At 72.0% G+C, this 11,220-nt stretch carries 9 protein-coding genes; all 9 read right to left on the bottom strand.

All coding sequences use genetic code 11. From position 1 onward, the window contains the following. Positions 1–79: 79 nt before the first annotated feature. The gene (locus ACFVXG_RS34450; RefSeq protein ID WP_387933335.1) at positions 80–1,189 is read right to left on the bottom strand and encodes a hypothetical protein; all 1,110 of its coding nucleotides are present in this window, start codon (positions 1,187–1,189) and stop codon (positions 80–82) included. A 394-nt stretch (positions 1,190–1,583) separates the two neighbouring features. Further along, positions 1,584–2,738, bottom strand: a complete 1,155-nt coding sequence (locus tag ACFVXG_RS34445) for an MFS transporter (protein ID WP_387933333.1) — start codon at positions 2,736–2,738, stop codon at positions 1,584–1,586. A 101-nt stretch (positions 2,739–2,839) separates the two neighbouring features. Beyond that, a complete protein-coding gene (locus tag ACFVXG_RS34440) occupies positions 2,840–3,445 on the bottom strand; it encodes a hypothetical protein (RefSeq protein WP_387933331.1) in 606 nt (201 codons plus the stop codon). A 132-nt stretch (positions 3,446–3,577) separates the two neighbouring features. Then, the gene (locus ACFVXG_RS34435) at positions 3,578–4,597 is read right to left on the bottom strand and encodes an N-acetylglucosamine kinase (RefSeq protein WP_387933329.1); all 1,020 of its coding nucleotides are present in this window, start codon (positions 4,595–4,597) and stop codon (positions 3,578–3,580) included. 93 nt (positions 4,598–4,690) lie between these two features. After that, positions 4,691–5,989, bottom strand: coding sequence for a 6-phospho-beta-glucosidase (locus tag ACFVXG_RS34430; RefSeq protein WP_387933327.1), 1,299 nt, complete (start codon positions 5,987–5,989; stop codon positions 4,691–4,693). Next, positions 5,989–6,882, bottom strand: a complete 894-nt coding sequence (locus tag ACFVXG_RS34425; RefSeq protein ID WP_387933325.1) for a carbohydrate ABC transporter permease — start codon at positions 6,880–6,882, stop codon at positions 5,989–5,991. Before ACFVXG_RS34425 ends, ACFVXG_RS34430 begins: the two co-directional genes overlap by 1 nt. A gap of 21 nt (positions 6,883–6,903) precedes the next feature. Continuing rightward, positions 6,904–7,902, bottom strand: a complete 999-nt coding sequence (locus tag ACFVXG_RS34420; RefSeq protein ID WP_387933324.1) for a carbohydrate ABC transporter permease — start codon at positions 7,900–7,902, stop codon at positions 6,904–6,906. A 24-nt stretch (positions 7,903–7,926) separates the two neighbouring features. Continuing rightward, complete coding sequence (locus tag ACFVXG_RS34415; protein ID WP_387933322.1) at positions 7,927–9,282, bottom strand: ABC transporter substrate-binding protein; 1,356 nt, start codon at positions 9,280–9,282, stop codon at positions 7,927–7,929. A 130-nt stretch (positions 9,283–9,412) separates the two neighbouring features. After that, positions 9,413–10,603 (bottom strand): ROK family protein, encoded by a 1,191-nt coding sequence (locus ACFVXG_RS34410; RefSeq protein ID WP_387933320.1) that lies wholly within the window; start codon positions 10,601–10,603, stop codon positions 9,413–9,415. Positions 10,604–11,220 lie beyond the last annotated feature (617 nt).

Here is an 11,220-nt window from a genome sequence, read left to right as displayed (position 1 = left end):
GTTCCGGAGCTGCCCCACGCCGCTCAGGAGACGGAGCTCGAACGACCGCGCTCGAACGACCGCGCTCGGGCGACCGTCCTCAGGGGACGATCGCGTGCGAGATCTGGCAGGAGCTGTTCACGTTCGACCAGGTCGACTGCATCGCGAACGAGCCGGTCGAGAAGGCCACGTTCTGCGCACCGCCGGTGCCGCCGGTGCCCTTCCAGGCGCACTTGTCGCCGTTCTCGGCGCCGGTGGAGTCGGTCCAACCACCGGCCGGGTTCTGGTCGGTGACGGTCTCCGCGTACTCGTGTCCGTACACGATGGTCACGCCGTCCAGGGTGCCGGCGCTGCCGCTGTTGACGTAGTTCTGGCCGCAGGAGCTGCCCATGTCCGTCACGTACGGGTCGTTGCTGAACGCGATGTCACCGTACGGCGAGGGGGCCGCGCCGCCGCTCAGCGTGGTGTCGCCGTTCCAGTCGTGCCAGGCGCAGAAGCTGCCGGTGGAGGTGTTGAAGCCGTCCGGGTGGGTCCCGGTCGGCGAGAGCACCACGTACTGCGCGTTGCGGTTGGAGGCCGCGGTGGTGTTCCCGAAGTGCCCGGCGGCCTTCACGGCCTCGGCCGCGATCTGGTTGCCGGTGGCCTGGCCCGGGGCGGCGGCGGACTCGTCCACCCAGACGCCGGCCAGCGCGCCGCCGGTCGGGTAGCCGACGTGCGCGGCGGTGGACCCGCAGGTGGTGGCGCCCTTGGCGACGCCCTCGCAGTACTGGGTCAGCACGCCGGACCACAGCTCGCTGTTGGTGCCCAGGCCCTTGTACAGCTGCTGCGCGCGGACGGCCTCGCCGGACGGGTCGCCGGACATCGTGGTGTACCCGTTGGCGTCGGTGCCCTGGGTGCCCCACTGGGAGCCCCAGATGACGACGTACACCTTCGGCGCGCCGGTGGTGACGCCGATGCCGTCGACCGCGCCGCCGTAGCGCAGGTTCGAGGTGCGGCTCGCGGCCGCGGAGGCGGCGTTGGCGTGCGCGGCGGCCTCCTTGGTGGGGACGGCGCCGTGCCGGTACGGGTGGGACTGCCCGGCGAACTCGCTGCCCGGCTGGTCCGCCTGGGCGGCCGGGGCGGCGGCGAAACCGGTGGCGGCCAGCGCCAGCGCGCTGAGCCCGGTCAGGGCCCGGACTCGCGCCCGGCGGGAGGTGGGGGACATGCCCATCGTGAGGGTTCCTCTCTCATGCCGACCGCACACCGGTAGGGCGCGGCGACACCGTGGGGGACAAATGGGGAGGAGCGACGACGGCACGCCGGGTGTCACCGACCGTTCGTCATGAACAGTCAGCGAAGCGGGGATGGGGGACCGGTTCACCGTCGAGGCCCGAAGCAAAGCACCGCCGCCGAAACCGGGTCAACGACGGCAAGAGTAAGACGAACCCCAAGCGCGGCCCCGAGAAACGTATAGAACGTCAAAAGCTCCCAGCTGGCGGCTCGTTGATGCGCGTAGCGACAGCGAATCTCAACAGTTGAGGGGAGCTTCTACACCGTATTGCCCCTCCCCACGACCCACACGAACCGCCCACCCCGCCCCCCTTCCCCCCTCCCCGCCCCCTGCCCTACGGTGTCGGCACCACGGCCACCGCCACCAGCGGGAACAGCGCCGCCACCGCGTACGCCCACCCGAACCCCGCCACCCCGATCAGGGCCCCCGCCACCGGGGCGACCCCGGCCGCGATCGCGTTCTGCACCGTGGTGTGCACCCCCAGCGCCCGCCCCGCCCAGGCCCCGCCCGCGTACTCGGCGACCGCCGTGAACGACAGCCCGTTGGTGGAGACCGTCACCACCCCCGCCGCCATCAGCGCCACCGTCGCCGCGGCCGAGTGCGCGAAGGCCCCGACCGCCAGCGCCGCCACCACCGCGGCGGCGGTGAACGCGAGCCGCCGCATCGGCCCGGTCCGACTGCCCGCCAGGTCCGACCAGCGCCCCGCCGCCAGCCGCGCCCCCGCCCCGGCCACCTGCACGCAGGCCAGCAGCGGGCCCGCCGCCGAGGGTGACCAGCCGCGCTCGTCCACCAGGAAGACCAGCGCGAACACCGACACCGTGAACTGCGGCACCACCAGCAGCGTCGCCGCCCCGTGCAGCCGCCACAGCACCGCGGTCCGGTACGGGTTCGCGCTCCGCCCGCCCGCCGCCCGCGCGGGCCGCGCCGGATCACGGACCAGCACCGCCACCAGCACCGCCGAGGCCACGCTCAGGGTGCCCAGCACCGCCAGCGCCAGCGGTCGCCCCCGCCCGGCCAGCGGCGGGAGCATCAGCGCCGCCAGCGCCATCCCCAGGGGCAGCGCGGTCTGCCGCAGTCCCATCGCGACGCCCCGCTGCCGGGCCGGGAACCACCCCATGATCAGCCGCCCGCTCGACGCGTGCACCGACGCCCCGGCGGCGCCCGCCAGCAGGAAGCACCCCGCCAGCCCGAGCGTGCCGTGCACGGTGGTGGCCCCCCACAACACCAGCCCGGCCGTGCCCAGTCCGGCGGCCATCACCCACCGCTCGCCCCACCGGTCGGCCGCCGCCCCCCAGAGCACCAGCGTCAGCACCAGCCCCGCCGTGGGACACGCCGCCACCACGCCGGCCTGCGACAGCGACAACCCCTCGGCCCGCAACGCCGGTATCAGGTACGGCAGTCCGAACTGGAACGCACACCCCGACACCATCGCGACCATCCCGACGGCCAGTGCCACCCACCGCCGCGGGTCCCCCTGCTCAGCATCCATGCCGGGCAGCTCATCAGATGAACCGTGGGTTCGGCAGAGCCGCCCACCCACCGGACCACGACCCGGCCCCGGAGCCGACTCAGCTCTGGTTCAGTCCCGGCTCACTCCTCCGCGGCCTCGACCTCGGCGATGCGCATGATCCGGCCGTGCGAGTCCAGGACGACGTCGTAGGCGTTGCCGAAACAGCCGTACGGGTCGGCCGGGTCGCGTTCGGCGAGGCAGTCGTTGAGGTGGGTGACCAGTTCGTCCAGCTGGACGGGCTTCGCCGTCTCCTCGTGCGCGCGGTCGACCAGGGTGGCCGTGACGCCGGACGCGGCGAAGCCGTAGTGGACGGGCGAGCCGGTGGCTTCGTAGCGGGCCGGGGTGCAGGCGAACCGGGCGGGCTGGGCGGTGAGTTCGGCGGGGCCGGCGGCGACCACGACCATGACCTGGTGGCCGGGGGCCGGTACCGGAGCTGTGCACTCCGGGGCGGGGGCGGCGGGGGCCTCGGGGGCGGCGATGGTGCCGGCGGTGGGGTAGCCGCCGTCGTCGGTGACGTCGTCATCGTCGTCCAGCAGCGGGTCGTCCAGGCCCTCGTCGGCGAGGGCCGCGGCCGAGGAGGCGGCGGCCACCGTCGGGCGGGAGTCCGCGGGGGTGCAGCCGGTGAGCCCGGCGAGGGCGGCTGCGGTCAGGGCGGCGGCGGCGAGGAGGATGCGGGGCACGGCCATGGCACAAGTCTCCCCGGGCGTCGCTGGTGGTCGGTACCCGGGTACACGAGCGGCGCGCGCCGCACGGTTCCCGCCCCCGCCGGATGTGCGGATCCGGCGGGGGCGGGAGGTATCAGGGAAGCGGGGGCGTCGTCAGACCGCCACCGCCCGCTGCGCCTCGTACACCCCGCGCACCCGGGCCTGCGCCGCCGGGTCCACACCCAGGTGGTCGAGCCCGAGCAGCGCCGCGCCCAGCACCGGCGGCGCGACGACCACCCGCGGCTCGGCCAGCGGCGCGGCCCGGGACAGCCGCCGGGTGAGGTTGTCGAGCAGCAGCGGCTGCCGGGAGGCGAGCACCCCGCCGCCGAGCACCACCGGGGCGGGGGAGTCCAGCAGGTCCAGCCGGCGGAGGGCGACGACGGCCAGCCGGACGATCTCGTCGGCCTGCCGGTCGATCAGTTCCAGGGCGACGGCGTCCCCGTCGCCCGCGACCGCGAACAGCACCCGGACGATCTCGTGCAGCCGGGTGCCCGGCAGGTGCCCGAGGTGGACGGCCTCGGCGACGGCCCCGGCGCTGGGCAGGCCGAAGTGCTCGGCGATCGCCCGGGCCAGCCCGGTGGGCCCGCCGCGCCCGTCCTCCGCACGGACCGCGTGCCACATGCTGCTGATGGCCAGCCCGGAGCCGCCGCCCCAGTCGCCGGTGAGTTCGCCGAGCGCGGGGAAGCGGGCGGTGCGTCCGTCCGGCAGCAGGCCGACGCAGTTGATCCCGGCGCCGCAGACCACCGCGACCCCGCGCGGCCCCTCGGTGCCCGCCCGGAGCAGGCCGAAGGTGTCGTTGACGACGGTGTTGCTGAGGCCCCACGGGTGCGATTCGAGGGCGGCGCGCAGCGCCTCCTCCTCCACCGGCAGGTCGGCGTTGGCCAGGCAGGCGCTGACGTGGCTGGTCAGCACGCCGCCGAAGGAGGGGAATCCGGCCGCCGCGGCGGCCTCCTCGACCAGCGGGGCGAGGCCGGCCACCGCCGCGGCGCCGCCGATCTTCTGCGGGGCGAAGCCGCCGCCGCGGGCGGTGCCGCGGACGGTGCCGTCGGCGCCGATCAGGGCGACGTCGGTCTTCGAGTTGCCGGCGTCGATGGCGAGGACGCCGGGCAGGAGTGGTTCGGGCTGGTGGGTCATCAGGTCCCCGCGGCTCGTACGTGGCCCGGCCGCAAGCCCCGGCCGGGGGTTCTCCTCACCGCCGGGCCCTCCCGGAGGGCCCGGCGAGGGCGCTCAGGCCCAGGGGAGGTGCTCGCGGTTGTGGGCGAGCAGCCGATCCGTGAGTCGGTCGGCGAGTTCGATCTGGCCGACCAGCGGGTGGGCGAGCAGGGCGTCGAAGACCCGGTCGCGTCCGCCCCGCAGGGCGGCGTCGAGCGCGAGGTGCTCGTACGAGGTGACGGCGGCGACGAGGCCGGCGAACAGCGGCTCGACGGGCCGCTGCGGCAGCGGCCGTACGCCGCGGGCGTCCACCTCGGCGGGCACCTCGATGACGGCGTCGTCCGGCAGGAACGGCAGTACCCCGTCGTTGCGGGTGTTGACGACCTGGACGGACGTGCCGCCGCCGGTGCCGAGCAGCGCGGAGATCAGCTGGACGGCGGCCTCCGAGTAGAAGGCCCCGCCGCGCTTGCCGAGCAGCTCCGGCTTGGTGTCGAGGGTGGGGTCGGCGTACAGCTCCAGCAGCTGCCGTTCGATCTCGGCGACCTGCGCGGCCCGCGAGCCCTGCGCCTTGAGCTCCTCGACCACCGCGTCGTGCTGGTAGAAGTACCGCAGGTAGTAGGAGGGCACCACGCCGAGCCGCTGCACGAAGGCCTGCGGCAGGTGGAGGTCCTCGGCGATCTCCTTGCCGAAGTCCCGCAGCAGTTCCGGGAGCACCTCGCGGCCGCCGGCGGCGCCGGGCCCGTCCAGCAGGGTGACCCCGCGTTCCCAGGTGAGGTGGTTGAGCCCGACGTGGTCCAGTCGGACCAGCTCCGGGTCCACCCCCAGGTGGGCGGCGAACTTGCGCTGGAAGCCGATGGCGACGTTGCACAGCCCGACGGCCTTGTGGCCGGCGCTCTGCAGCGCCCGGGTGACGATGCCGACCGGGTTGGTGAAGTCGACGATCCAGGCGTCCGGGTTGGTGCGGCGGACCTGCTCGGCGATGTCGAGGACGACCGGGACGGTGCGCAGCGCCTTGGCGAGCCCGCCCGCGCCGGTGGTCTCCTGGCCGACGCAGCCGCACTCCAGCGGCCAGGTCTCGTCCCGGTTGCGCGCGGCCTGGCCGCCGACCCGCAGTTGGAGCAGGACGGCGTCGGCGTCGGCGACGCCCGCGGCCAGGTCGGTGGTCACGGTGACCGCCGCGGGGTGCCCCTGCTTGGCGAAGATCCGCCGGGCCAGGCCGCCGATCAGCTCCAGCCGCTCGGCGGCCGGGTCGATCAGCACCAGTTCGCCGATCGGCAGGGTGTCGCGCAGCCGGGCGAAGCCGTCGATCAGCTCCGGGGTGTACGTCGACCCGCCGCCGACGATGGCCAGCTTGAGACTGGTAACGGAGGACATCAGCCCTTGACCCCTGTCAGTGTCACGCCTTCGATGAAGGCCTTCTGGGCGAAGAAGAAGAGGACGATCACCGGTGCCATCACCAGCAGGGTGGCGGCCATGGTGAGGTTCCAATTGGTGTGATGGGCGGCCTTGAACGACTCCAGGCCGTAACTGAGCGTCCAGGACTCGTGGTTGTCGCTGGCGTAGATCTGCGGGCCGAAGTAGTCGTTCCAGCAGTAGAAGAACTGGAACAGGGCGACGGCGGCGATGGCCGGCTTGGCCATCGGCAGGACGACCCGCAGCAGGGTGCGCAGGTCGCCGCAGCCGTCGATCCGGGCGGCCTCGATGTACTCCTTGGGGATGGTCAGCAGGAACTGGCGCAGCAGGAAGATCGAGAACGCGTCACCGAAGGCCATCGGGATGATCAGCGGCCAGAGCGAGCCGCCGAGGCCCATCTGCTTGGTCCAGAACAGGTACATCGGGATGACGGTGACCTGCGGCGGCAGCATCATCATCGCGATGACCGCCATCAGTGCCAGGTTGCGGCCGCGGAAGCGGAACTTGGCGAGTGCGTAGGCGACCGGCAGGCTGGAGACGACGGTCAGCAGGGTGCCGAGGCCGGCGTACACCAGGGTGTTGCGCCACCAGGTGAGGAAGCCCGGGGTGTCCCAGACCTGGGCGTAGTTGCCCCAGTTCCAGGAGGTGGGCCAGTAGTCGGTGGTGAGCGCCTGCTGGTCGTTCATCACCGAGGTGAGGAAGACGAAGACGAAGGGCAGCAGGAAGAACAGCGCGGCGGCGATCGCCAGCGAGTGCACGGCCACCCAGTTGAGCAGGGCGCGGCGCCGGGCGGCCCGGGCGGCGGCGGTGCCGGTGCGGGTGGGCGGCTTGGTCAGGGTGGGGCTGAGAGTCATGTCGGAGTCCTCATCCGTCCGCTAGTCGTCGCTCGCCATGAAGCCGGACTTGCGGCGGAGCAGGATCGAGGTGACGGCCATCGAGATGGCGAACAGCACCAGGGCGACGACGCAGGCCGCGCCGTAGTTGAAGTGCTGGAAGCCGAGGTTGTAGACCATCTGCGGCAGGGTCCAGGTGGAGCCCTGCGGGTAGCCGGGCTCGAACTGCTGGCCGGAGTTGCCGGCGATGCCGCTGGCGACCTTCCCGGCCACGATCGCCTGGGTGTAGTACTGCATGGTCTGGATGACCCCGGTGACCACCGCGAACATGATGATCGGGGAGATGTTCGGCAGCGTGACGTACCGGAACCTCTGGAACGGTCCGGCGCCGTCCAGTTCGGCCGCCTCGTACTGCTCCTTGGGGACGTCCAGCAGCGAGGCCATGAAGATGACCATCAGGTCGCCGATGCCCCACATGGCGAGCAGGGTGAGCGCGGGCTTCGACCAGTCCGGGTCGGAGAACCAGCCGGGCTGCGGCAGGCCGAGCTCGCCGAGCAGGTGGTTGAGCGGGCCGGTACCGGGGTTGAGCAGGAAGGCGAAGGCCACGGTGGCGGCCACCGGCGGGGCCAGGTACGGCAGGTAGAAGACGGTGCGGAAGAAGCCCGCCCCGTTCTTGACCTTGGTGATCAGCAGCCCGATGCCGAGGCCGAAGGCGACCCGCAGGGTCACCATGACCAGCACCAGCCACAGGGTGTTGCGCAGGCCCTGCCAGAAGGTCGGCAGCTGGTTGAGGACGTAGTCCCAGTTCTTGAGGCCGTTGAAGGTCGCCGCGCCGATGCCGTTGTACTTGGTGAAGGAGAAGTAGGCGGTGGAGACCAGCGGGTAGACGAAGAAGAGGCTGAAGCCGATCAGCCAGGGGGAGAGGAAGGCGAGGGTGCGGGCCGCCTCCCGGCGGCGCTTCCGGCGCAGCAGGTGCTGCGTGGAGGGCGCCGCCGGATCGGTCGTCCCGGCGCTCTTGCGGGTGCCGAACGCGAGTGACATGGGGAGCTCCGTGGACCGTTCCCGCTACTTCGCCTGGGCGATGTCGGTGTCGATCTGCTTGGCGGTGGCGGCGAGGCCGGCCTTGAGGTCGGTCTGCTTGCCGGACTCGTAGTCGTAGCCGAGGTTCTGCAGCGAGACGATGTAGCCGCCGCCGTTGACGCTGGCCGGGGTGGTGCCCGAGTTCGGGTTCTTGGCGACGTCCAGGAAGGTCTTGAAGTTGGGGTCGCTGACCAGCTTCGGCGAGTCGAGCGCGGCGAAGGTGCTGGGCACGTTGTGGATCGCGTTGGCGAAGTTCACCACCGCGTCGGTGTCGGTGGTCAGGAACTTGACGAACTCCCAGGCCGCGGTCTGCTTCTTGCTGGTGCTCGCGATGCCGACGATGGTGCCGGTCTGGTAGCCGCGGCCGTACGTGGCGGCCTGGTCGTCCGGCACCGGGAACGGCGCGGTGGCCCAGTCGAAGTCGGGCTTGTTCTCGGCGAGCGAGGCGGTGCGCCACTCACCGTCGATGGCCATCGCGACCTGGCCGGTGTGGAAGGGGTTCTTGGCGCTGAACTCCTCGCCGAAGGTGGCCCGGTACTTCTCCAGCTTGGCGTAGCCGCCGAGCTGGTCGACCATGCCCTTCTGCCAGTCGAGCATCGCGGCGACCTTCGGGTCGGCGGCGAGGTTCGACTTGCCGTCGGCGCCGAAGTAGGTGGGGCCGTACTGGCCGAGGAAGTGCTCGGTGGTGGACTCGTAGCCGTGGTACAGCGGCATGAAGCCGAGCTGCTTGTACGAGTCGCCGTCGGCGACCGTCAGCGTCTTGGCGTCCGCGGCGAACTCGCTGAAGGTCTTGGGCGGGGCGGTGATGCCGGCCGCGGCGAAGGCCTTCTTGTTGTAGTAGAGGCCGTAGGCGTCGCCGAGCAGCGGCAGCGAGCACTGGTTGCCCTGGAACCGGCTGTAGTCGAGCATCGCGGCCGGGAAGGTCTTGGCCGCGTCGATGCCGCTCTTCTCCAGCTGGGGCTTGAGGTCGATGAACGCCTTGGTGGAGCAGAACATGCCGACGTTGTTGGTGGTGAAGGAGGACACCACGTCCGGTGCGCCGTCGCCGCCGGCCCGCAGCGCCTGGTTGACCTTGTCGTCCGCGACGTTGCCGACCGCCTTGACGTGGATGTTGGGGTGGGCCTTCTCGAAGGCGGCGATGGTGTCGTTGATCGCCTTCACCTCGTTGTCCTGGCTCCAGCCGTGCCAGAAGGTGATGGTGACGTCCTTGCCGCTGGCGGAGTCGTCGGTGCTTCCCGACTCGCTGGAACCGGTGCAGGCGGAGGCGAGCAGGGCCAGGACGGCGCTGCCGGCGACGGCGGCGATCGTGCGGCGGTCTCTGCGGGAGGTGGTGGCGTGCACTTCGAGGTCCTCCTGGGGGTGCGCGGGCAGGCGTCATTGCCACGGGGCCCGCGTAGGGGTTGGGGGAGAGGTGGGTGCAGGGCGTCTTGGGGAGCGGGGGAGCGCTGGTGGGTGGCGTCAGTGGGTGGCGTCAGTGGGTGGAGAAGACCGCCTCGCGGGCGTCCGTGAGGGCGCGCTGCAGGGCGCCGAGCAGGACGGGCGAACCGGGCAGGGCACTGCTGCGGATCTCCGGCCGGGCGAGGCAGACCCGGGCCAGTTCGTCCTCGACGAGCGCGCGCAGGCGTTCGCCGCCGGCGCTCGGCACCGCGCCGGAGAGGACCACCAGCTGGGGGTCGACCACGGCGACGATCACGGACAGCCCGACGGCGAGCCGCCCGGCCAGTTCGGTGAGGAAGGCGTCACCGGCGCCCGGGGTCTCCAGGGCCTTGGCGATCGACTCCTCCGCGGTGGGCGCACCGAGCCCGTGCTCCCGGGCCAGGGTTCGGACGGCGGGTGCGCCGACCTGGTCCTGGAAGCCGCCGAACTTGCGGCGGCGGGAGTCCCACTGGACCGGTGAGCCGGGCACCGGCATGTAGCCGACCTCCCCGGCGCCGCCGGTGAAGCCGCGGTGCAGCCGTCCGGCGATCACGACCGCGGCGCCGACACCCGCCCCGGCCCAGAGCAGGACGATGTCCTCGAAGCCGGCCGCCGCGCCCGAGACCTGCTCGGCGACCGCGGCCAGGTTCACGTCGTTCTCGATCGACACCGGCGCGCCGATCGCCGCGGTCAGCTCCTCCACCAGCCGGGGCGAGTGCCAGCCCGGCAGGTGGGAGGCGTAGCGCAGCTTGCCGGTGCCCGGGTCGGGCGCGCCGCCGACCCCGATCGCGACCGTCCGCAGTCCCCCCGCCGGCACCCCGGCGGCGCGCACCGCCTCGGCGACGGCCGCGGCCACCCGCGGCACCGTCTCGGCGGCCGGGACGCCCTTGGTCGTTACGTGGTGCTCGCTCAGCGTGTTGCCGGTGATGTCGGCGACGGCGACCCGGATCCCGCTGTTGGTGACGTCCAGCCCGGCGACGTACCCGGCGGACGGATTCACCTGGTACAGCTGCGCGTTGGGCCCCGGCCCACCCTCCGTCGTCCCGACCGGCACCACCAGCCCGGCCGCCTCCAGCCGGGACAGCAACTGCGAGGCGGTCGGCTTCGACAGCCCGGTCAGCGCGCCGATCTGGGTGCGGGACAACGGCCCGTTCTCCAGCAGCAGTTCCAGCGCGGCACGGTCGTTGATGGCGCGCAACAGGCTCGGCGTACCGGCGAGAGGAGCCTTGGCGGTGCTCTTGGTCATGCCGGGATCCTCCCCTTCCGCCCGCCCCACGTGAACTGTTAGGAAACTTTCCAGTTGCTTGGCACAGGACCGTACGGTCCCCGTCAGCACAGTGTCAATGCCCCCCGCACCCCCGGATGCCGAAGCGTTACCGGCCCCACCGGAGCCCCCACCCCACCTCGGCGGGAGCAGGACTCTCTTCTCGGACTTCAATAGAAATAATTATAGAAAATTGGAGAAGAGGGGATTGCGGTGTGGCCCCTCGGCGAGCCGATGGGCCACACCACGGAAACCCGGTCACGGGACCGGATGAAGAAGGTATCCACTTGCGCCCAGCTGCCGAAATGGGGGAAAGTCGTCTTCGGGCTACCGCTGGATCGTTGAGGGTTTCCTTGAATTGATTGCGGTGCCCCTCGGCAGACCGAGGGGCACCGCAAGAAAAGCCCGATCAAATAGCCCGATATCAGCAGAGGGGGGTCTTGGGGAATCGATCGCCCGCCTCGCCTAGGTGGCGAGGTGGGCAGCAAAAAAACAAAACCAGCTACTGAAAACAAGTGCGGCGGCCTCCTCCGATGAGGAGGCCGCCGCCAAAACCCACCCACCCACCCACCCACCCACCCACCCACCCACCCACCCAC

This window comes from Kitasatospora sp. NPDC058162, assembly GCF_042884005.1.
In the GTDB taxonomy this organism is placed as follows: Bacteria; Actinomycetota; Actinomycetes; order Streptomycetales; family Streptomycetaceae; genus Kitasatospora.
The sequence above is the reverse complement of the archived record's forward strand: the minus strand, read 5'-3'. Positions and strand labels throughout refer to the sequence as shown.

Coding starts and splice junctions, on each gene's coding strand:
- ACFVXG_RS34450 (WP_387933335.1), bottom strand. CDS start 1,189: ATGGGCATGTCCCCCACCTCCCGCCGGGCGCGAGTCCGGGCCCTGACC.
- ACFVXG_RS34445 (WP_387933333.1), bottom strand. CDS start 2,738: ATGGATGCTGAGCAGGGGGACCCGCGGCGGTGGGTGGCACTGGCCGTC.
- ACFVXG_RS34440 (WP_387933331.1), bottom strand. CDS start 3,445: ATGGCCGTGCCCCGCATCCTCCTCGCCGCCGCCGCCCTGACCGCAGCC.
- ACFVXG_RS34435 (WP_387933329.1), bottom strand. CDS start 4,597: ATGACCCACCAGCCCGAACCACTCCTGCCCGGCGTCCTCGCCATCGAC.
- ACFVXG_RS34430 (WP_387933327.1), bottom strand. CDS start 5,989: ATGTCCTCCGTTACCAGTCTCAAGCTGGCCATCGTCGGCGGCGGGTCG.
- ACFVXG_RS34425 (WP_387933325.1), bottom strand. CDS start 6,882: ATGACTCTCAGCCCCACCCTGACCAAGCCGCCCACCCGCACCGGCACC.
- ACFVXG_RS34420 (WP_387933324.1), bottom strand. CDS start 7,902: ATGTCACTCGCGTTCGGCACCCGCAAGAGCGCCGGGACGACCGATCCG.
- ACFVXG_RS34410 (WP_387933320.1), bottom strand. CDS start 10,603: ATGACCAAGAGCACCGCCAAGGCTCCTCTCGCCGGTACGCCGAGCCTG.